This window comes from Rothia koreensis, assembly GCF_052232265.1.
Classification (GTDB): Bacteria; Actinomycetota; Actinomycetes; order Actinomycetales; family Micrococcaceae; genus Rothia; species Rothia koreensis.
The window spans coordinates 1,701,549-1,722,338 of record NZ_CP197643.1; the positions used below are offsets into that span (position 1 = coordinate 1,701,549).

Consider the following 20,790-nt stretch of genomic DNA (forward strand, 5'->3'; position numbering starts at 1 on the left):
CAGCTCCCGGTCGTGCAGAGTCGTCGGCCTGCATTCCTGTCATGGAGCCGACGTGGTCCGGTTTCTGCGGGATGAGGCGGACGGGCCGGTCATAAGCCGGGTTCTGTCGACGCGAGGTTGACCTCGCGCCGTGACGATCATCCATCTAGCCCCTTGGTTGCCCGAGGGGTCGAGCGGCCTACCCGAATGCCTGGGGCGAGCAGCCCTCGTCACGCATTCTGTCTGGCCTTGCTCCGAATGGGGTTTACCGAGCTTCCCGCGTCGCCGCGGGAACTGGTGGTCTCTTACACCACCGTTTCACCCTTGCCTGCCGAAGCAAGCGGTCTGTTTTCTGTGGCACTGGCCTGCGGGTTTCCCCGAGTGGACGTTATCCACCATCCTGCTCTGCGGAGCCCGGACTTTCCTCGGGGCGTCGAACACGCCACGCGATCGTCTCGACCGACCCGTCCGGGGATCAATCCTACACTGGTAAGGATGTTGATTCTGCTTCCTCCCTCCGAGTCCAAGACGGCGCCCAGTGTCGGGCCGAGCGTCGATCTGTCCGATATGAGCTTTCCGCAGCTCACCGAGGCCCGTGAAGCCATGCTTGACCGGTTGATCGAGGTGAGTTCGGGGGAGGATGCAGGTGACCTCCTGAAGACGGGCCCCAGCCTGGCGGCGGAAGTTGAGCGAAACACACGATTGCTCCGGGAGCCGACGGCGCCGGCGCTCGAGGTCTACACGGGGGTCTTGTTCGATGCTCTCGACCACCCGCACCTGAGCCCGAAGGCCCAAGAGCGCGCCCGGACCCGTGTCGTGATCATCTCCGCACTCTGGGGCGCCGTGACCCCCGCTGACTTCATCCCCGCGTACCGACTGTCCATGGGTGCCAAGGTTGCGCCCGCGGGTACGCTCGCTGCGTGGTGGAAGGCTGAGCTCGGTCCGGTCCTGGATGCGCATGGTTCCGGACAGGTGATCGTGGACTGCAGGTCCTCGAGCTATGCCGCGGCGTGGAAAGCCCCCGCCGAGAGAACCGTGGGGATCAGGGTCGAGCGCGAGCTCAACGGCAAGCGACAGGTGGTCTCCCACATGGCCAAACATTACCGGGGCGAGGTAGCTCGAATTCTCCTGGAGGCCGAAGTTGAGCCACAGTCCGTCGACGACGTCGTCGAAATCCTTAGACCTCATTGGCAGGTTGAACTTGAGTCGGACGGGACCAAAGGCCATTCGCTGACGCTCGTGGCCCCCTCCGACGGCTGATCATCCGACCGGATCAATCAAGCTGAACTTGAGGTCTACTCTTCGTCCGAATGTCCGAAGGGATCCTCGTCGACCCCGGGCATCCACGTCAGATCGGGCTTGCCCCAGCCTTCCTTCTTGATCGCCTTCCTCGCCTTTTTCGCCCAACGGGCGTTGAGCCGGTCGACGTAGAGCTTGCCGTCAAGGTGGTCGGTCTCGTGCTGCATGACGCGCGCGAACCATCCGGTGGCCTCGAATTCGATCGGGCGTCCGAATTCGTCCTGCGCGCTGACCTTGGCCCAATCCGCCCGCTTGAGCGGGTAGGCAAGTCCGGGCACCGACAGGCAGCCCTCAGCCTCATCCTCCTTGTCCGGCTCGACCTCGGAGATCTTTCCGAGGGTCAGCCGAGGGTTGACGAGGACCCCGCGGTTGGGCGCGTCGTCGTCGTTCTCGTGGACGAAGGTGAAAAGGCGCAACGGCACGCCGACCTGTGTCGCCGCAAGCCCGACGCCGTGGGCCGCGTCCATGGTCTCGTACATGTCTGCGATGAGACCTCGCAGTTCGTCGTCGAAGTCGGTGACGGGCCGCGTCGGGCTGTGCAGAACGGGGTCGCCGGTAATGACAATCGGGCGAACGGACATGTGGCCTCCTGGGCGGTTCGAGCGGAATACACGCACCACCGTATCGGGAATCTCCGGACATCGACTCACCGCGAACGAAGCGATTCGACGCAACGTGAACGCGTGCTACTAGGATGACGAAAGACAACAGTCGGTGACCAGCAGTGCGACTTCTACGGAGGATCGCTTGCTGCGGCCCTGTCACCGCCGGAAAATCTGGCGCGTGATGATTCTGAAGCAGGGCAGCCGTCGGACCCGGGTCAGCCCGGTGCCGACTTCGACGTCGGCGGAATGGCAATGGTGGTTATGTCCCGAAGGTTTGGGGTCGCCGAGGGGAACTCCCGCGACCCGGACGTCGCGCGAGCGGTTCGCGAAGCGCGCGACGAGCACGAGTTGCTCCAGAACCTCATGGAATGCGCCTCGAACGGCAACCAGAACTGTTTTGAGCAGCTCTACGATGCCCTGGTTCCTCGGATTTACGGCCTCGTTCAGCGGATTCTCCGCAACGTCGCGCACGCCGAGGAAGTGACCCAGGAAGTGTTTCTCGAAGTCTGGCAAAAGGCGCCCCAATACGATTCCACGCGAGGGGCAGTGGGATCCTGGGTTACCGTGATCGCCCACCGTCGTGCCGTCGACCGTGTCCGAGCTGCTCAGTCGGCATCGGAGCGGGACATGCGGATGGGGGCAGCCGAGTTCGAGGAAGCCTACGAGCACGTGGAGTCGACGGTTCAGCAAGGTCTCGACAACGCCTCGGTGCATGCGGCTTTGTCCAGGGTTCCTGAATCTCAGGTTGAGGTCGTAACCCTGGCATATTTTGGCGGGCTGTCACAGAGTCGGATTGCGCAGGCCCTGGGTGTCCCGCTGGGCACCGTCAAAACAAGGATGAGGCTTGGTCTCATGCGACTGCGGTCAGAGTTGGGAGGCGAGTATGAAATCGGATGAGAACGCCGTGGACGACGCAGCTGCGTACTCCCTCCATGCACTCGATCCCGAGGAGAACGAACGATTCGAGGCTCGGGCCGGCCGGGCCGAAAAAGATCTCGCCGCGGAATGGGCACTGGTAGGGGCCCGCTTGGGGAAGGCGGTCGCTCCCGAAGAGCCGCCTGCGCGCCTCAAAGAAAATCTCATGCGGCAGGTTGCCCAGACAGAACAGGTCGACCCCTCCGTCCCACCCGAACCTGCTGGGAGTTCGAAAGCGCCCGCATCCGGCGCCCGCAGCCGGGCCCGACGACGCTGGGGCATGGTGCCCGTGACCGTTGCCGCTGCTTGCGCGGTGCTGGCCGTTGTGGCCGGTGTGTGGGGGGTGGACCAGAAGCGCCAGGCGGATGAAACGCGGTCCGCACTTTCTGCGGCCGAGTCCGAATCCGGGTCGAAGACCGAGTCGCCATCGATTCTGGACCAGATCTCATCGGCGTCGGACGTCTCCCTGGCCAAGGGAAACATGGACGGGGCGAATATCTCCGTGATGTATTCCGCGTCCCACAACATGGCTGGGGTCTCGACGTCGGACATGCCGTCGTTGCCGGAGGGCAAGGTCTACATGCTCTGGCTCCTGGACAAGGACCACAACGTGGTCGGATCGGGGTCGATCTCGGGCGGCACGAACGGAGAGGGACAGAACGGGGGCGGTGACCTGACGACCATGACGGACCAGGACCTGAGCTCCGTTGCGGCCTTCGGGATCACGGTCGAGAACCGCGATGCCAAGGCGCCCACCGGCGATCCCTTCATGCTGGAATCGGACAGCTGACTCGGTTGCCGCCGTCCGATGCGGCAGAGCCTGGTGCTATCCGATAACCTGAACACTGTTCAAAATCACGCGACGGTCATCGGTGCCCCGGACATCCGGCGATCCGAGCAGACCGCGCACGACAATGGAGGAGACAGTGAATTCAGTACCCGGAGGGACCCGCCCGGCCGCGACCGTGCAATCGACGTCGGTAGCGCACTCGATCGCTTATATTGCGGTTTTCGCGGCATTGGTCGCCGTCCTGGGGTTGCCGGGAAATATCCCCTTGCCCGGGCTCGTGCCGATTACGGCGCAGACCCTCGGAGTCATGCTGGCCGGCGCGGTTCTCGGGGCGCGCAGGGGAGCCCTGTCGATGATCCTGTTCCTGGCCCTCGTTGCGATGGGCTTGCCTCTGCTCTCCGGGGGGCGCGGGGGACTGGGTGTGTTCGTGGGCCCGAGCGCGGGGTACATGATCGCCTGGGTCGTGGGAGCGGCGGTCGTCGGTCTCGTTGTTCGATCGGGGTCGGGGCGACCGACCCGGTTGAAAGCATTCGCCGGGTGCGTCCTCGGCGGAATGATCACTCTCTACGTCATCGGAATCCCTGTCCAAGCAGCGGTGACAGGGATGTCGCTCGGCCAGACGTTCACTGCCTCACTGCTCTTCCTGCCCGGAGACCTGATCAAGGCCGTCATCGCGAGCATCGTGACCATGGGGCTGTGGAAGGCCTACCCGAGAGCCTTCCACCAGTGACGCACCGGCCAGAACCTGTCCTCGCCGGCCGCGTCCGGCCGCTCCGAGACCGGGACCACGAACGGGTGCTGCGCGAAGCCCTCGCTGTTCGACGCGCAGGCGACATCCCGTTGATCGGAGACGAGCGTTGGAGCGAAGACCAGTGGCGCGGCGTCGTCGAGCACGCGACTGGTGCGATCGTCCCCGACGAGGCGGAATGGGCGGCATTGACGTCAGGAAGCACCGGGCGTCCACGGATCATCCTGAGAACCCAGCAATCGTGGGACATTTCCTATCCGTTCCTGGATGAGTGGGGCGAGCTGACCTCAGCGGACACCATGCTGATCGCGGCCCACCCGGTGTCGTCCATGGCCTCCTACGCCGCCTCCCACGCGGCTCATAGCGGAATCCCCTTCAATACGCCGGTGAAGCACCGCATGGGACCTGGAGATATCGCGAGCGCCACGATCCTCCACGGGACGCCGTGGCACCTGCGTGACCTCCTTGATCTGTTCGATGCCGGACACCCCAGCCCAATGCGGGTGGCGTTCGTGGGAGGAGACCGGTTGCCCCAGCAATTGCGCCACCGGGCAGAACACCGCGGCATCCGGGTGTTGGGGTACTTCGGGGCTGCCGAGCTGTCCATGGTAGCGATCGACGACGGCGACGGCCTGCGAGCTTTCCCGGGTGTGGACCTGCAGACCCGGGACGGCGTCCTCTGGGCGAGAACTGACCAGCGGGCAGTGGCCGTGCTCGGTACCGGCGGCGCCTATCGAGTCCGAGGAGCCTGGGCCACGGTCGGGGACCGTGCTGTCATAGCAGATGCCCGGCTGAGTCTCCGCGGCCGGAGCGACGACGCGATACAGACGGCTGGCGCCACCGTCCTCCCCAACGACATCGAGGAAGTCCTCGCGTCGGTCCATGGGGTGCACGCCGCAACCGTGATCGGCGTTCCGGACGAACGTGCCGGTCAACTCGTCGCCGCCGCCCTCGAAACCGACGGCGGGGACACCGCACAGGTTCTGGAACGCGTCAAGAGCATCGCCAGATCGCAACTGACCCCCGCACACATTCCGCGCCGGTGGAAGACGACAACCCGATTGCCACGTACCGGTTCCGGCAAGATACGCAGACCGACGCCCGAAGAATTCGAGGCACTCCGATGAGACTCCCCAGACTCGCCCCAGGAACACCATGCCCCACGCAGCGCTGACCGCGACCCGCCGAACCCCTATCACCGCCCGCTCGCGAGCCCTGGCCCACTACCGCGTCGAAGAACTCGCGGCCACGGTCCTTGCTGACCTGGCGACGGACTGGGGGCGGGCCCCCGACGGCGTCATGCTCGGCAACTGCACCGGTCCGGGCGGGAACCTGGGACGCAATGCGGCCCTTGCGGCAGGTTTCGGAGGAAGCTGCGTCGGGTGGGGGATAGACGTCCAATGCGGCTCGGGACTGGCGGCCGTGCAGCAGGCCGCCCACCAGGTCGCCGCAACCGGCACCACGATCTTTGCGGGCGGGGCCGAATCGGCCTCGACGGCGCCCACACGTTCCTACAACGGCGTGCCCTTCGACCGGGCCCCCTTCGCACCTCAGGGGTTTCCCGACCCGGACATGATCGAGGCGGCCGACGCTCTGGCCCGCATCACGAGGATCTCCCGGGAAAGGCAAGAAGGCTACGCCGTTCGGAGTCACCGACTCGCCCTGGCTTCGGAGCACCATCGATGGGCGGAAACGAGTCGGATGGTGGGGAACGATCGGGCCGCCCGAGTCGTCGACGACGGTCCGCGACGACTGACCTCAGAAAGACTGAGGAGGTTTTCACCCATCATCGACGTGGAGAACGCCACCGTGACACCGGGAACGACGGCACGCATCTCGGATGGGGCCGCGGGCGTCGTCGTCGCTCCCCTGGAATCGACGGACGGACCGCATTGGCGCATCATCGCGTCGACCCTGACCGGCGGCGACCCAGCGGTCCCGGGCCTCGCCCCGGTCGAGGCCACTCAGCAGGCCCTTGCCCATGCAGGGCTCGCGATGGACGACATGGACGTCATTGAGGTCGTCGAGGCGTTCGCCGCCCAGGTCATCGCCTTTCTCGAGCCCTTTCACCTCGCAACAGACGATGCCATCGACCCGCGCGTCAACGCACGCGGAGGGGCGATCGCCCTGGGCCACCCCTGGGGTGCCTCGGGCGCCATCGCCCTGGGCACTCTCATGAATCGGCTCTCGGAAGCAGGGCCGGGAGCCCGAGGGCTCACGACATGTGCCATTGGAGGGGGTATGGGCGCCACCATGATCTTGGAGTACAACGCATGAGCATCACCATCGACAACCTGACGGTCGAAGTTGACGACCCGGAGGGGCGGACCCTCCTGCTCGACTCGTTCACGGCCAACCTCGACGCGCCCCGCATCGCCATCATCGGGGAGAACGGTTCCGGGAAATCCACGCTGACCAAAGCCATCGCCGGGCTCGTGCAGCCGACCGCCGGAAAGGTCGCCGTCAACGGAATCGACACCGTGGGGCAGGCCAAGCGGCTGCGGCGCGCCGTAGGATTTGTGTTCGCAAACCCCGGGGCGCAGACCATCATGCCCACGGTGCGCGAAGACATCGCCCTGACGCTTCGCGGAAGAAAACTGTCCCGAGAGGAGATCTCGGCGAGAGTCGAAGAAGCCATCCGAGAACACGAGCTCGAAGATCTGGCGGACCGCCCGTGCCATGCGCTCTCGAGCGGCCAGATGCAGCGTCTGGCTTTGTGCTCCGTGCTGGTCGGCGAACCCGATCTGGTCATCGCTGACGAGCCAACCAGTCTGTTGGATGCACGGCATCGACGCATCATCGCGCGGCGATTGCTCGAACCGGCGGCCCCGCAGGTGCTCCTCGTGACGCATGACCTCGACTTGGCCAGACACTGTGATCAGGCAGTGCTGATCGCCGATGGCTCGCTTGCGGAACAGGGCGACCCGGCGCACGTGATTGATTGCTACGAACGGATTCTGGCGTGATCTCCCTCTACTCTCCGGGAAACAGCCCCGTTCACAGGATGCCCGTGGGCGGCAAGCTTGTGTCCTTCGCACTCGTCGCCCTCGGGCTCTCCTTTGCACCGGCGACGTGGTGGACGATCGGCGTGTGTCTGGTCATCGCGCCCGTTGCATACGCGCTTGCGGGGCTCGGAATGCGGTTGTTGTTCAAGGATCTGCGCGGACTCCTGCTGATCCTTGTTTTCCTGGCGGTGACCCAGGCGATATTCCTCGAACCGATCGACGCCGTCCGCAACACCGTGCGGGTCCTGGCGATTATTTTGCTGGCCCAGGTCGTCACCCGAACCACGCCGGTCCAGGGGATGATCGAAACCTGCGAACGAGTCCTGGGGCCATTTCGACGTTTTGGTGTGAACCCGGAACGCATTGGCCTCGCCATGGCTCTGACATTGACGTCCGTCAACCAGCTCGGAGCGATCGTCAAGGAGGTCAAGGACGCGCAGAAGGCCAGGGGAGTGCGGATCGCACCGTGGGCATGGGTCATGCCCGTCCTGGTGCTTACTCTGCAGCACGCAGACCAGGTCGGCGACGCCCTGGAAGCAAGGGGTTTGGGCGGGTCGGACGAGGACTGAAGCCCGGGTCACGGAAGAGGCGGCCCGGAAACAAAAAACGAGGTGCGAACCCTCACTGGATGACCAGCGGTGGGTACACACCTCGCTTATCTGGGGTGAGCGACGGGGTTTGAACCCGCGACCTCCTGGACCACAACCAGGCGCTCTGCCGACTGAGCTACGCCCACCAAGAATCGGTGCCCGATCAGCAATCGGACAACGAATTAGAGCTTACATGAGCCCCGCCAGGGGTGCCAATCCGAAGCAGTGAGACCTCAGTGAGAACTCTCACACCCGCGGGGCCGAGCTCAATCCTCCGCCCGGTCGGGAGAGAAGCGGCGCGAGATCTCGCGGGCGTCGTCGGAACTCGGTCCCGGTTGGGGAACGAAAATTGCTTCCCGGTAGTACTGGAGCTCGACGATCGAGTCCTTGATGTCTCCCAGGGCGCGATGGTTCCCCGTCTTGGCCGGCGCCTGGTAGTAAGCACGCGGGTACCAGCGGCGGGACAACTCCTTGATGGTCGATACATCAATCACCCGATAGTGCAGGTGCTCGATGACCTTGGGCATGTCCCGTGAGAGGAATGTCTTGTCGGTGCCGATGGAATTGCCGCCCAGCTGGGCCTTGCCGGCATCCGGGACGTGCTTGCGAATGTGTTCGAGCACCTGGTGTTCGGCTTCCTCCATGGTCAGCCCCTGATCGAGCTCCTCGAGCAGTCCCGACGTCGTGTGCATATCCCTCACGAAATCGTTCATCTGCTCCAATGCCTCCGGCTCGGGCCTGATGAGCACATCGAGACCCTCGTCCAGAATGGTGAGCTCGGCATCGGTGATCAGAACCGCGACTTCGATCAGAGCGTCCCGCTCCAGGTCGAGACCCGTCATCTCGCAGTCGATCCATACTATGCGTTCATTCGTTTTTGACACTCTCCCAACCTACCTCCCCGCTTCGATCGTGCCTAAGCGTCCGCGCCGTCAGTGCGGGACCTGTAAAATCGATCGAAGTCTTGCCCGAGTTCCGGCGGACTTCCGGCACGAGACCACAGCACAAAGGGGGAAGCTTGAGCCACAGCGCGATGCTTCGGAAACGGCGCAACCGGGAACCTCGGTTCGTGCAACGAAGCCCGCTCAGGACCGTCATCATGGGCACGATCGGTTCTCTTCTGCTGATGTTCGGGTCTTTCGGCATCGGGTGGCTCGCGCCCATCTCCTCCCTGCGGTTGCACCCGTGGATTATTTCGCTGAGGTACACGGATGGTGCCGTCGTCGTGTGCATCATCGTGACTTCGATCGGCGCGATGGCTCTTACCCGCGAGTGGATGCGTTTGAGCCAGAAGGTTGACTGGGCCAGCAAATCCGCGAAGAAGTGGGTCACGGCCGCGATCATTTCCTGGTCCGTCCCACTGATGGCGGCCATACCGCTGTTCAGTCGGGACGTCTATTCGTACTTCGCCCAAGGGCGCGTGTACCAGTCAGGACTCAACCCCTACGAGTCGGGCGTCTCCTCGGTCAACAACTTTCTCCAGAACGGCGCGGACCAGCTCTGGAGCCAGTCTCCACCGCCGTATGGCCCGGTCTTCCTCTGGATCGAGGGTGTGGTCGTCGGGATCGCCGGCGACTCGCCCGACGTCGGGTTCTACCTTTTTCGGTTCGTCGCGCTCCTCGGCGTGGGGCTGATTGCTTACTTCTTGCCCAAGCTCGCCACATTGCACGGTGTGAATCCCACACGGGCCTGCTGGCTGTGCCTGGCCAACCCCATGTTTCTGGTGCACTTCGTGGTCTCGGCGCACAACGATGCCCTGATGATCGGCCTCATGATGGCCGCTGTCTACGTGGCGGCCCGGTGGCGCACCACGGCGGGGGGACTCGGCGGGATTACGCTCACGACATTGGCCGTCGCGGTCAAGCCGATTGCCTTGCTCATCCTTCCGTTCGTCGGCCTGCTGTGGGCGGGCCGCGGGGCCTCCTGGCCCCGTCGCTTCCTTTTCTGGTTCCTGACCGCCGGGGTGGCCCTGCTCGAACTGTGGCTCATGGGGCTTGCGAACGGTTTCGGTTTCGACTGGGTCGGAGCGCTGACGACGACGGGCGGCGTCTGGATCTGGTACGCCCCCGTCGGACTGGCGGGTTTCCTGATGCGGTTGTGGGGCGATTCGCTGGGGCTGCCCGGTGGCGACTTGCAATCCCTGGTCCAGAAGGTTGGCCAGATGGCAGGTGTCCTGGGTGCCGCGGTGCTCGCATTCCTCGGCCGGGACGAAAAGCTGATCCGGCGGTTGACCATCGCACTGACCCTCGTCGTCATCCTGAACCCGATGATTCAGGCCTGGTATGTGGTCTGGTTGATCCCGTTCTTTGCCGCCACGGGGATCCGTTCGGACTGGCACGTGGACTTCTTCCTGCTGACCACGCTCTTCTTCATGATGTGGGCCGTATCCGACCAGTTGGATGTTTTCCCGTACTTGAGCCTCGACATCAACATGGGCCGACTCGTGGCGGCCGTGGTGGCACTGCTGTACGGGCTGTACATCATGTTCATCGACCCCTCCACGCGCCGTGTCTTCAGGCGGTCTCGACGGATCGGCACGATCGTGTAGCTTCCGGAAGTGGAGAGCCGAGGCCATCTCGCGGTAGTCTGTACGAGGTCGCGATGGCCAAGCCTCAGTAGCTCAGTGGATAGAGCAGGAGCCTTCTAATCTCTTGGTCGGGGGTTCGACTCCCTCCTGGGGCACCAATAGAAACCGCGGAAAATCAGCGAACAACCTGCTGCACATCTTGATACGCAAACGGTTTTCGGGACGATCTGCACACCGTTCTGCACACCATTGACCGAGAAGAGCCTCGCCGGGAACATCTTCGAGCGGGCCTTTCGTATGCCACCACACGGGCGTCTTGCCCATCTCCATCACCCGGCCTACGCTTGCACCGCGCCTTTGCCTCGCTGCGCGCTCTGTGATTCGGCCGCCAACGATCTGCCCCACAACAACCGGGCAAGGTGGTTGCCACCGGCCTCCGAGGGAGAACCGAACTAAGCCTTGTTCGGAGTTTCTTATAAAGCCCAATTCGCTGACCGCCCGCAAGCTTGCATACGAAGAAAATGAGACAAGCCTTCTGAGACTCGTGGAAGAGAACTGCGGGAATCCGGTCTTGGTGCAAGGGATCTTCTGGTCGGCCGGAGGGCTCATGCCGGAACGCCTGCTTGGTCCCTGAGACCTGTTCAGGCAGTTTCGTTTCTCGCCCGGCCGGTGGTCCCAGAAGCAGCTGAGCATGTGCGGTGATGGCCGTTCTACCCCTTGGGGTCGCTGTTTGCCTTGCCCATAACACGGACTATCTCGGCTTTGGCTGCCCCGCTTTCAGCCGGGATCAGGCGCCACACGATACCAGCCGTGGTCTCACCTTCCTCACGGGGAACGATCCACCCCAGGGTCACCAGGGAAGCGGTCAAAATATCTAACCCATCAGCCAACAGTTCGCCTTGTCCGTCGCAAATCTCACCGGTGGCCGCGCAGAATCGCCATCCCCGTCGGGCGCAAATTTGGCTGGCCCACTGACGTTCATGGTGGACGTACCTTGGTGGGATTGTCAGTAACGTTGCACTGATCGGTTGTGTCTCATAAACCATGGTGGCTCCTTTTGCCCCACCGGAAGCAGCAGCCTCACCACGTCCTGCCTCCTGTCGCGCACGATGTGGTTAAAAGGATCGGGCCGGGGAGTGTGTTGCGGGAATTCTCAAGCGCAACAACTCCGCCGACCCGATCTGCCAGCTAGGAGCAGGAGGACTCAGCTGGACCCGTTGCCGCTGTGGCGGCCGCCTTTTGCCTTGTCCTCTGTGGACTGGGCTTGGGCCCCCTCCTGACCGGCTTCGTGCGGATCGGCAGCATTCTTTTCGTCGAAGCTGCCCGAACTCTGCTCGCCGCCCTTGTGGGCTTACTCTTCGGTGTCGTTGCGGTTTCCGAACTGTCCGGGATTGTTCTTGTCAGCCATCGTGATACCTCTTTCGCTACGGATTGGGTTCCTTCTTCTTGCCACCGTGTGCTTCAACCCTTGTCGAAGACCGGTAGATTTCATGTGCCAGCGGATTCAGTCGAAGAACACACCTGAACCGGGTCTCTTGACTCACGTCACGTCCGCGTCCGAAATGAACTCGATCAGTTCTCCGGCGAGATCCTCGGTGCAGTTGCGAGCAACATCGGCTTGAGTGACCATTCCGACCAAGTCATGTCCGTCGATGGCTGGAAGCCGGCGTACCTTGTGCTCGCTCATGGTCCGGATGGCTTCTTCGATGCTGTCGTCTGCTCCGACGGTCACGAGCTTCGATTCACCGAGCTCTCCAGCAGTGACCTCGCTGGGGTTGCCTCCTTCGGCGGTGCATCGGACCGTGATATCACGGTCGGTCACCATTCCCTTGAGGCGATTGTCGTTGCCACAGATTGGCACGGCACCAACGCGCAGATCACGCAATAAACGTGCTGCATCGGTCAGGGTGTCCGATTCCCCGATGCACTGGGCATCAGGGGTCATGATGTCGCGTATTGCCACCATGATTGCCTCCTCTCCACCACCTCCCGGTCGTTGGGTGGTGAGGTCCCGTTCCTTGGGCGCTTCACCGCCTGGCCCGTGGGCTGTGCGAAGGTGAAACCATAAGCAACCGAGTCCGCTCGACCGGGACTACCTGTGAAGGTGAAACAGGATAGGACGGTCACGGTTGACGGAAGGGGCCGATGGCGGGCACAAACCATTGCATTTGCGGATATATGCCCGTCCATCGGCCTACCAGCTCATGGTGATTCAGCTGGTCTGGCTACCGCTGTTGCGGCCACCCTTTGCCGGCTCTTCGCAGTTGAGGGGGTAGGTGGCTGAGCGCGTCGGCCGCCGGATGAGGGTCGAGGCCTTCCGATGATGGAAGTTCTCACACTGCCCATCTGCCGGAAGACCTCGACGTGCACCACGCTACCTTCGCGACCCCTGATCTGACCGTGTTCTGCCATCTCGACGAGCTCGGCCTCGTGGCCACCGGTCAGCTTTTTGAGCCGGATCGCGCGGTGATCGAGTGCCGCGTCGCCGAGCCGGATCCGTGGTGCCGGGGATGCGGTAGCCAGGCGCTCTCGCGCGGGACGGACACGCGGCGTCTCGCCCACGAGCCGTTCGGTCATCGCCCGACGACGCTGCTGGTCCGGGTCCGCCGCTACAAGTGCTCGGGATGCGGACGGTCCTGGCGTGAGGACCTCACGGCAGCGGCGCCCGAGCGAGCCAAGCTGTCCCGTAGCGGGATGCGGTGGGCGTTGGAAGCGCTCGTGATCGACCACCTCACCGTCGCCCGCGTCGCCGCCGGACTCGGTGTCGGTTGGCACACGGCGAACAACGCGGTCCTCGCTGAAGGGCGTCGAGTGCTGATCGACGATCCCGCCCGGTTCGACGGCGTCGCCGTGATCGGCGTCGACGAGCACGTCTGGCGCCACACGAGAGTCGGCGACAAGTACGTCACCGTCATCATCGACCTCACCCCGAACCGCGACAAGACCGGCCCCGCCCGTCTGCTGGACATGATCGAGGGTCGCTCGAAAGCCGTGTTCAAGACCTGGCTCGCCGCACGCCCGCAGGACTGGCGCGATGGTGTCGAGGTCGTCGCGATGGACGGGTTCACCGGCTTCAAGACCGCCGTCAGCGAGGAGCTCCCGGACGCGCAGGCGGTGATGGACCCGTTCCACGTCGTCCGCCTCGCCGGCGACGCCCTCGACACCTGCCGTCGTCGCGTCCAGCAGTGCCTGCACGGCCGGCGGGGCCGCAAAAACGATCCGCTCTACAAGGCCCGCCGCATCCTCCACACCGGCGCGCAGCTGCTCACTGACCGGCAGCAGACCCGTCTCGAGGCACTGTTCGCGGTCTCCGAGCACGTCGAGGTCGAGGCGACCTGGGGCATCTACCAGCGCGTGATCGCCGCCTACCGCGAACCCGATCGGAAGACGGCGAAGAAGCTGATGACAGCCGTCATCGATTCCGTCTCCAGCGGCGTCCCCGCCGCGCTCGTGGAGGTCCGCAAGCTCGGCCGCACGCTCAAGCAGCGCGCCGCCGACATCCTCGCGTTCTTCGACCGGCCCGGCACGTCCAACGGGCCAACAGAGGCGATCAACGGGCGCCTGGAACACCTCCGCGGCTCCGCCCTCGGATTCCGGAACCTCACGAACTACATAGCCCGATCGCTGCTCGACACCGGCGGCTTCAGGAACCACCTACACCCTCAAATGCGATGAGCCGTTAATCCCGTTTTTCTGTGGATGGCATCGTCAGGTGATATTGAATGTTCCCCTGCAATTTCCTCGCCGGATGTCCGCCCAACGGGAATTCATCAATGACAGGGGGCCGCACGGGTCAGTTCCCGAAATCGGGCACCGGGACAACGATTCCTGTGATCACAACGACCGCGGCGCGAGATGGTTGCCGGCGATCATGCAACGAACCGAGCCTCCCGCCGACTCGATCGTGGATACATCTACCGATTCGATGGTGACGTACCGGGACATGCGATTCAGCTGATCGGGCGTGAGGGCCTTCTCCGCGGTCGTGGACATGATCATCGTCGGGCCGTCCGCTCCCACAACTTCGAGACAAATGCCCGCGAATTCATGGATCTGGGACTCCTGGAGGTCGATGATTTCTCTGCCCGTAGACCGCAGCGTTTCGAGGACTTCGGCCCTCTGCTGCTCATCTCTGATCATCTCCGCGCCGATGACCGCGACGTTCGTGCCGACCGACATCAACACGTTGGTGTGGTACACGGGAGAACCGAATGCATCCACGGCGTCGAAGACCAGGGCTCGAAAACCGAGGTCGTCGCAGAACTTGTCGAGAACGGGCAGTGATGCCCGGTGGGACCGGCATACATAGGCCATCCGGTGAACGTGGTCCAGAACCATGGCACCCGTGCCCTCGAGGTACATGCAGTCCGTTTCGGCGGAGCTGTAATCGATGATTCGCGTGACCACTCCCGACCGGTTGAGGTGGGACACGATGTCTTCTCTGCGCTCCGCCCGACGGTTGGGTGCGTGCATGGGGTAGATGACCACGGTTCCGTCGTCGTGCGTGCTGAACCAGTTGTTGGGGAACACGCTGTCGGGAGTCTCGACGGTTGCATCCTCGAAGACCGTCACGCCGAGTCCTACCCGATGCAGAGTGCGCTCCAGATTCGTGACCTCGTCGAAAGCGGCCTGGGCGACCTGATCCGGATCGCCGGAGGGTGTGCTCTGGAATCTGTTGTCCGTCTCCGTGAGCGGATTGGGCGTGAACTGATGAGGGCGTACCAGGATGACGCGTGAAGGGCTCTGCTTCGACTCGAGGTCGCCGTTGCGCTGTGCGCAGACCTTCGTGGGCTCCGGGCCGTGGGCGTGGGTGTTTCGGGTTGCTCCGCGAGTGATGGTGGGGGCCAATGGATCTCCTGTGCGCCGAATGATGGATCGCTTGCCTGGTGAAAACGCTACAAAACAGCACAATCTGTCCGAAATGGGCAAGATGATCACATATTGCTCACTCAATGCGCGAAGTGGCACCGGCCAATTGCCAAAGTGTCGAGTCGGCTGCGCAGGGGAATGACGTACACGACTCATCCACAAGGCCTGATTTCGCGGATCGGTCGAGGCGTGCATCCACAGCAGGCCGGGTTATCACCTCTCGCCCCTGCGCCCAGGGGACCGGCTGGGGCACTCTGTTGGTGACATGAGCGATCGCGGTCGACGCGACGCCGAGGATCGGAGGACAAGCAATGACAGATCACCTGACAATACGCGGCTTTGTCGCGACCATCCCGGACCTGAGAACACTGCCTGATGGCACACCGGTCTGCTCGTTCCGGGTGGCGTCTACGGCGCGGTGGTTCGACGGCCGGACGGGCGATTGGGCCGAAGGGCATACCAACTGGTTCACCGTGACCTCGTTCCGGACTCTGGCGACCAACGTCGCGGCCAGCGTCAAGGTCGGGCACCCTGTCCTTGTCCGCGGGAAGCTCAAGGTCAGGTATTGGACCACGGCCCAGCAGGAAAGACGCACGAGCGTAGATATCGAGGCCCAATCTGTCGGACCCGATCTGGCCTTCGGCACGGCCACGTATGCCCGGAGTTCGGGGAAGCGCGGCACACGGACGGAGATCAAGTCTCCGGCGAGTGCAGACCCCGAGAACTCGTGGGAGGCGGCGGCCGAGAGGCACGGCCTGTCCACCAACGACAACCCGAGGATTGCCCCGTCCGGTGACACGCTGGCGGAGGGCCAGGAATCTCTGGACGACATTGGTCTGACGGGCGAATCCGATGTCTCGGTTTGGCGTGCGAAGGCGCCGGCGTGGGAGGCAGCGAGGAATCGGCCTCCTCGGACCAATGAACCCAGACCGTTCCACCAACCGTGGCTCGGTCGAAGGGAGTGGGCCCGATCCAGGGCGGTCGGCGAAGATATAATTGCCGCCCACAGGCCCTTGAGCGCGCCGCGGGCCGGAGATTCTGCAGACAGTGACCCGAGGGGGATTCGTGGGTGGGGTTCGTGGCCGGTGGCAACGTGCGGTGATGAGGATTTCCGTCTCTGTGGGGGCGATGAGTTTCCTCGCCGGGTGCCACGCGCCGGTCTCCGAGCCTGCCAACAGCAACGCGGATGCCTCAGCCCACACCGCGAGGCAGGAAGCTGGGCATCAGGACACATCAGCCATCGAGAGCGCCGTCTCCGCGGCCGTCGCGGAAGGAGACGTCACGGAATCCCGTGTACGCGAGGCCCTGATCGGCATGGGTTGGGACGCAACGGGCATCGAGACGGGGCAGAACATCACACCGACGGGTCTGGACGTCGATAACGTCGATGCCGCCATCAGGGACCACCAGAACTGTCGCATGGTCGACGTGCGGCCGAATCGGACGGTGACCGTCGTGACAGTTCCCACTCTTGGTTCGGGGCGTTGCATGGTCGGACACGTCTACACGGAATAAGCAAAGATAGTAGCCTTGGCCATATGGCTGAATTTATTTACACGATGTCTAAAGCCCGCAAGAAGGTGGGCGACAAGGTCATCCTGGACGACGTCACCATGTCGTTCTACCCAGGCGCCAAGATCGGCGTCGTCGGCCCGAACGGTGCCGGTAAGTCCACCATCCTCAAGATCATGGCCGGCCTGGACGAGCCGTCCAACGGCGAAGCGCGCCTGAGCCCCGGCTATTCAGTGGGCATCCTGTTGCAGGAGCCGCCCCTGAACGAGGAGAAGACGGTGCTCGGCAACGTCGAGGAAGGCGTCGGCGAGATCAAGGAGAAGCTGGACCGCTACAACCAGATCTCCGAAGAGATGGCGAACCCGGATGCCGACTTCGACGCGCTCATGGAAGAAATGGGCAAGTTGCAGGGCGACATCGATGCGGCCAATGCCTGGGACCTGGACAGCCAGCTGGAACAGGCCATGGACGCCCTCCGCTGCCCGCCCGGTGACGCGGAAATCGCTACCCTCTCCGGTGGTGAGCGTCGCCGAGTTGCCCTCTGCAAGCTGTTGCTGCAGAAGCCCGATCTCCTGCTCCTCGACGAGCCGACCAACCACCTCGACGCCGAGTCGGTCCTCTGGCTCGAACAGCACCTTTCCAACTACGAGGGTGCCGTTCTGGCAGTGACCCACGACCGCTATTTCCTCGACCACGTCGCCGAATGGATCTGCGAGGTCGAGCGGGGCCGCCTCTACGGGTATGAAGGCAACTACTCGACCTACTTGGAGACCAAGCGCAAGCGCATGGAGGTCCAGGGCAGGAAAGACGCCAAGCTCGCCAAACGACTGGCAGACGAACTGGACTGGGTCCGTTCCAACTCCAAGGGCCGTCAGACCAAGTCGAAGGCTCGTTTGGCCCGGTACGAGGAAATGGCCGCCGAGGCGGAGAAGACCAGGAAGCTGGACTTCGAGGAAATCCAGATCCCGCCGGGACCCCGACTGGGCAATCTCGTGATCGAGGCGGACAACCTCCAGAAGGGTTTCGGCGACAGAAGCCTGATCAAGGACCTGTCCTTCTCCTTGCCTCGCAACGGCATCGTGGGCGTGATCGGGCCGAACGGCGTCGGCAAGTCGACACTGTTCAAGACCATCGTGGGCATGGAACCGCTGGACGGCGGGGACCTCAAGATCGGTGAATCCGTCAAGATCTCCTACGTGGACCAGAACCGCGCCAACATCGATTCCGAGAAGTCGCTCTGGGAGGTCGTTTCCGACGGACTCGACTTCATCCAGGTCGGTCAGGTCGAAATGCCCTCACGAGCCTACGTGTCGGCCTTCGGTTTCAAGGGACCGGATCAGCAGAAGAAGGCCGGAGTGCTCTCCGGTGGTGAACGCAACCGTCTGAACCTGGCTCTGACCCTCAAGCAGGGCGGCAACCTGCTGCTCCTGGACGAGCCGACCAACGACCTCGACGTCGAAACCCTTGCGTCGCTCGAGAACGCGCTGCTCGACTTCCCGGGTTGTGCCGTGGTGGTCTCGCACGACCGCTGGTTCCTGGACCGCGTCGCGACCCACATTCTCGCTTGGGAAGGCACCGAGGAAGAGCCCGACAAGTGGTACTGGTTCGAGGGGAACTTCGAAGCATACGAAGAGAACAAGGTCGAGCGGATGGGCCCCGAAGCGGCCCGCCCGCATCGTCTCACCCACCGCCGGTTGACCCGCGACTGACCCGCAGGACACCACGACGACGGCCGCTCACCCGAGAGGGGGAGCGGCCGTCGTCGTGTGTGCTGATCGGGGGGACGCGCGATCCGGCCCGAGTCAGGTGCGGTCCGCGCCGGGCCGAACTCGGACCATTGCCTCCTGTATGGTCGTGGCGACCAGGGCCCCGTGCCGGTCGAAGATCCTTCCACAGGCCAGTCCCCGAGAGCTCGACGCATTGGGGGACGCCTGGGTGTAAAGGAGCCAATCGTCGGCGCGCGCGTCCCGATGCCACCAGATGGCGTGGTCCAAAGAAGCCATCGTCAGGTGGGGATCGATCCAGGCCATGCCGTGCCGCCGGAGAATCGGGTCCATCGGGGTGTAATCGGAGGCGTAAGCGATGGCGGCTCGGTGCACCACGGGATCATCCGGGAGCTTCCGATGGGTTCTGAACCACACCGCATTGACCGGCTCCCGGGACTCCGAGGGTTTGAGGTAAATGGGTTCCGTGACGTATCGGATCTCGAACGGCCTGCCGTGAACGACTCGCTGCGCCAGCGGATGGTCGACGTGACCCCAGAGCTGCTCGGGACTCGGGAGAGTATCCGGGTCGGGAACGTCGTCGGGCATCGGTTCGTGATGCTCGAGCCCTTCGGCGGGAGTCTGGAATGAAGCAATCGAGGAGAGGATGACCTGACCCTCCTGATACGCGTGGATCCGTCGTGCCGAGAAAGACCGACCGTCGCGCATTCTCTCGACGCCGAAGACGATCGGCTGGGTGACGTCCCCCGGACGAAGGAAACAGCCGTGCATCGAGTGGATCGGCCGGTCGTCGTCGACGGTGCGACTGGCCGCCATGGCGGACTGCGCGAAGACTTGGCCGCCGAAGACGCGCGGGGTTTCCGGAGCCAGCGTGTGTCCCACGAAGATGTCCTCCGTGGTTCGCAACGGAGTGCTCGGCTCGACGTCGAGCATCCTGACCAAGGAATCGGTGGGATCATCGTTCTCGGACGGAAACTGGGAATCCTGGAAAGTGCTCACTCCACGATCTTAGAGCTCGATCAACGACGTGTCACAAGGTGCAAAGCGGCGTCTCGGAATCCGGCGCGGGCAGGGGACGAGGACATAATGGAACAAACGCCCCCTATCGATCGTGGACTCATGACCGTTTCTCCATCTCCGACCGCCCTCCAGTTTGCCGACCTCGGGCAGGCCAAGGATCTCGCAACCCTGATATCCCGCGTCAGGTCGATCGACTCCGGCGCGGCCGTCCGGCTGCAAGCACGCGGCAACGTGTTGGGGGTGTGGGTCCCGGTCATGAGCGCCGAAACGCTCCTTGAACAGATCCCCACCGTCCTGGGCATGCGAGCGATCCACTTGGACGTTGCATCCGAGGCCGACGTGACCGTCGAGTCCGCGGCGCTCCTGGACCGACTGGCCAGGATCGAGAAGACCGACGGCGCTCTCGACATTCCGCCGGTCACGGTTCACGCAGCCTGGTCCGGGATCATTCCTCCGGCCTCCGGATGGAGCCACGTGGGAACCATGAGTTCTGGGGACGTCGACGCCGCGGCGCGCGAAGGCATGAGCGCCGTCGAACAAGCGCTCCCGGCCAACCCCGGTGGGGCCGTGGTCAGTACGGTGAGGGCACGGATCTGGGGGAGTACGACGTCGTTCGACATGGTCACTGGCGCGGCCTTCGGCGCCACGGTGCTCGGGTTCAACGACTCCGGCCAAGACTTCGACGTCTACCAGTCCGGGCCGTGGCACAGGCTGAGCGGGCCGACCGGTCACATTCTGTCCCGTCCGGGAAACACCCTCTGACTCCGTTGCGGAATCTGGGCGAGGAGCCTTGGGGAGCGTGTCCGGCTGATTAGCCCGGAGTGTTGGTCATGGCTCGGGCAGCCCGCTCGAAATAGTCCCACATCATTCCATCGAGGAGCGGCGGCAGGTGGAGGGTATCCATGGATTCCCTCATGTATTTCAGCCACGTCTCCCGCGCCCAGGAATCGATGGCGAAGGGTGCGTGGCGCATCCTGAGCCGGGGGTGTCCTCTGCGGTGACCATAGGTGCTCGGCCCGCCGAGGTACTGCTCCAGAAACATTTCGAGTCGTTCCCGAGCCGGTTCCAGATCATCCTCCGGGTACAGCGCGCGAAAATCAGGATCCGCAGCCACACGGTCGTAGAACTCCGTGGTGAGCTGGTGGAATGCCTCGTGGCCACCAATCTGGTCGTACAGGCTGGAAGCCGATGATGCCGGATTCGTCAT

20 protein-coding genes, 2 tRNA genes, 1 other RNA gene and 1 pseudogene are annotated in these 20,790 nt (G+C 63.7%); 15 read left to right on the forward strand and 9 right to left on the reverse strand.

The features are described from left to right. Window positions 1-77 precede the first annotated feature (77 nt). Window positions 78-446: RNase P RNA component class A (gene rnpB, locus ACTSLZ_RS07540), an RNA gene on the reverse strand. A 28-nt stretch (window positions 447-474) separates the two neighbouring features. Between rnpB and ACTSLZ_RS07545 the strand changes: the two genes are divergently transcribed. After that, window positions 475-1,239 (forward strand): YaaA family protein, encoded by a 765-nt coding sequence (locus ACTSLZ_RS07545; protein WP_443094618.1) that lies wholly within the window; start codon window positions 475-477, stop codon window positions 1,237-1,239. 35 nt (window positions 1,240-1,274) lie between these two features. Here the strand turns inward: ACTSLZ_RS07545 and def are convergent, their stop codons facing one another. Next, window positions 1,275-1,859, reverse strand: a complete 585-nt coding sequence (def, locus tag ACTSLZ_RS07550) for a peptide deformylase (protein ID WP_129314262.1) — start codon at window positions 1,857-1,859, stop codon at window positions 1,275-1,277. Window positions 1,860-2,144: 285 nt separating this feature from the next. On the opposite strand from def, the gene ACTSLZ_RS07555 reads away from it, so the two are divergent. From ACTSLZ_RS07555 to ACTSLZ_RS07585, 7 genes are all read left to right on the forward strand, one after another. Continuing rightward, window positions 2,145-2,780: a sigma-70 family RNA polymerase sigma factor gene (locus tag ACTSLZ_RS07555; RefSeq protein WP_129314263.1), complete on the forward strand. Its 636-nt coding sequence runs from the start codon at window positions 2,145-2,147 to the stop codon at window positions 2,778-2,780. Further along, window positions 2,767-3,588: an anti-sigma factor domain-containing protein gene (locus tag ACTSLZ_RS07560; RefSeq protein ID WP_443094619.1), complete on the forward strand. Its 822-nt coding sequence runs from the start codon at window positions 2,767-2,769 to the stop codon at window positions 3,586-3,588. The genes ACTSLZ_RS07555 and ACTSLZ_RS07560 overlap by 14 nt, the downstream gene beginning before the upstream one ends. A 136-nt stretch (window positions 3,589-3,724) precedes the next feature. Further along, window positions 3,725-4,318: a biotin transporter BioY gene (locus ACTSLZ_RS07565; protein WP_443094620.1), complete on the forward strand. Its 594-nt coding sequence runs from the start codon at window positions 3,725-3,727 to the stop codon at window positions 4,316-4,318. Then, window positions 4,315-5,463: an AMP-binding enzyme gene (locus tag ACTSLZ_RS07570; protein ID WP_443094621.1), complete on the forward strand. Its 1,149-nt coding sequence runs from the start codon at window positions 4,315-4,317 to the stop codon at window positions 5,461-5,463. Before ACTSLZ_RS07565 ends, ACTSLZ_RS07570 begins: the two co-directional genes overlap by 4 nt. A 28-nt stretch (window positions 5,464-5,491) precedes the next feature. Beyond that, on the forward strand, window positions 5,492-6,613 hold the full coding sequence (locus ACTSLZ_RS07575; protein ID WP_443094622.1) for a thiolase family protein: 1,122 nt from the start codon (window positions 5,492-5,494) through the stop codon (window positions 6,611-6,613). Further along, window positions 6,610-7,302: an energy-coupling factor ABC transporter ATP-binding protein gene (locus ACTSLZ_RS07580; protein WP_443094623.1), complete on the forward strand. Its 693-nt coding sequence runs from the start codon at window positions 6,610-6,612 to the stop codon at window positions 7,300-7,302. The genes ACTSLZ_RS07575 and ACTSLZ_RS07580 overlap by 4 nt, the downstream gene beginning before the upstream one ends. Next, a complete protein-coding gene (locus tag ACTSLZ_RS07585) occupies window positions 7,299-7,910 on the forward strand; it encodes an energy-coupling factor transporter transmembrane component T family protein (protein ID WP_129314269.1) in 612 nt (203 codons plus the stop codon). The genes ACTSLZ_RS07580 and ACTSLZ_RS07585 overlap by 4 nt, the downstream gene beginning before the upstream one ends. A 91-nt stretch (window positions 7,911-8,001) precedes the next feature. On the opposite strand, the gene ACTSLZ_RS07590 is transcribed toward ACTSLZ_RS07585, so the two are convergent. Next, window positions 8,002-8,077 (reverse strand) — tRNA-His (locus ACTSLZ_RS07590). 120 nt (window positions 8,078-8,197) lie between these two features. Further along, window positions 8,198-8,815: an oligoribonuclease gene (gene orn, locus ACTSLZ_RS07595; RefSeq protein ID WP_443094624.1), complete on the reverse strand. Its 618-nt coding sequence runs from the start codon at window positions 8,813-8,815 to the stop codon at window positions 8,198-8,200. 134 nt (window positions 8,816-8,949) lie between these two features. On the opposite strand from orn, the gene mptB reads away from it, so the two are divergent. Then, window positions 8,950-10,479, forward strand: coding sequence for a polyprenol phosphomannose-dependent alpha 1,6 mannosyltransferase MptB (mptB, locus tag ACTSLZ_RS07600; RefSeq protein WP_443094625.1), 1,530 nt, complete (start codon window positions 8,950-8,952; stop codon window positions 10,477-10,479). A gap of 61 nt (window positions 10,480-10,540) precedes the next feature. Next, window positions 10,541-10,616, forward strand: a tRNA-Arg gene (locus ACTSLZ_RS07605). Between the two features lie 552 nt (window positions 10,617-11,168). Here ACTSLZ_RS07605 and ACTSLZ_RS07610 read toward each other — a convergent pair. Then, window positions 11,169-11,504, reverse strand: coding sequence for a hypothetical protein (locus ACTSLZ_RS07610; protein WP_443094626.1), 336 nt, complete (start codon window positions 11,502-11,504; stop codon window positions 11,169-11,171). 494 nt (window positions 11,505-11,998) lie between these two features. Beyond that, on the reverse strand, window positions 11,999-12,424 hold the full coding sequence (locus tag ACTSLZ_RS07615; protein ID WP_443094627.1) for a CBS domain-containing protein: 426 nt from the start codon (window positions 12,422-12,424) through the stop codon (window positions 11,999-12,001). 398 nt (window positions 12,425-12,822) lie between these two features. Here ACTSLZ_RS07615 and ACTSLZ_RS07620 point away from each other — a divergent pair, with 398 nt between their 5' ends. After that, window positions 12,823-14,133 (forward strand): ISL3 family transposase, encoded by a 1,311-nt coding sequence (locus ACTSLZ_RS07620; RefSeq protein WP_179628043.1) that lies wholly within the window; start codon window positions 12,823-12,825, stop codon window positions 14,131-14,133. A 159-nt stretch (window positions 14,134-14,292) separates the two neighbouring features. Here the strand turns inward: ACTSLZ_RS07620 and ctlX are convergent, their stop codons facing one another. Further along, window positions 14,293-15,306 (reverse strand): citrulline utilization hydrolase CtlX, encoded by a 1,014-nt coding sequence (gene ctlX, locus ACTSLZ_RS07625; protein ID WP_443094628.1) that lies wholly within the window; start codon window positions 15,304-15,306, stop codon window positions 14,293-14,295. 332 nt (window positions 15,307-15,638) lie between these two features. On the opposite strand from ctlX, the pseudogene ACTSLZ_RS07630 reads away from it, so the two are divergent. From ACTSLZ_RS07630 to ettA, 3 genes and pseudogenes are all read left to right on the forward strand, one after another. Continuing rightward, window positions 15,639-15,989, forward strand: a pseudogene (locus ACTSLZ_RS07630) (single-stranded DNA-binding protein); the annotation flags it as partial. Between the two features lie 466 nt (window positions 15,990-16,455). Continuing rightward, window positions 16,456-16,842 (forward strand): DUF6993 domain-containing protein, encoded by a 387-nt coding sequence (locus ACTSLZ_RS07635; RefSeq protein WP_443094629.1) that lies wholly within the window; start codon window positions 16,456-16,458, stop codon window positions 16,840-16,842. Window positions 16,843-16,865: 23 nt separating this feature from the next. Continuing rightward, window positions 16,866-18,548 (forward strand): energy-dependent translational throttle protein EttA, encoded by a 1,683-nt coding sequence (gene ettA / locus ACTSLZ_RS07640; protein ID WP_129314285.1) that lies wholly within the window; start codon window positions 16,866-16,868, stop codon window positions 18,546-18,548. Window positions 18,549-18,641: 93 nt separating this feature from the next. Here the strand turns inward: ettA and ACTSLZ_RS07645 are convergent, their stop codons facing one another. Next, window positions 18,642-19,562: an acyl-CoA thioesterase gene (locus ACTSLZ_RS07645; protein WP_443094630.1), complete on the reverse strand. Its 921-nt coding sequence runs from the start codon at window positions 19,560-19,562 to the stop codon at window positions 18,642-18,644. Window positions 19,563-19,682: 120 nt separating this feature from the next. Here ACTSLZ_RS07645 and ACTSLZ_RS07650 point away from each other — a divergent pair, with 120 nt between their 5' ends. Further along, window positions 19,683-20,345: a hypothetical protein gene (locus tag ACTSLZ_RS07650; RefSeq protein ID WP_129314286.1), complete on the forward strand. Its 663-nt coding sequence runs from the start codon at window positions 19,683-19,685 to the stop codon at window positions 20,343-20,345. Between the two features lie 49 nt (window positions 20,346-20,394). On the opposite strand, the gene ACTSLZ_RS07655 is transcribed toward ACTSLZ_RS07650, so the two are convergent. Then, entirely contained in the window at window positions 20,395-20,790 is a 396-nt protein-coding gene (locus ACTSLZ_RS07655) for a globin (RefSeq protein ID WP_443094631.1), read from the reverse strand.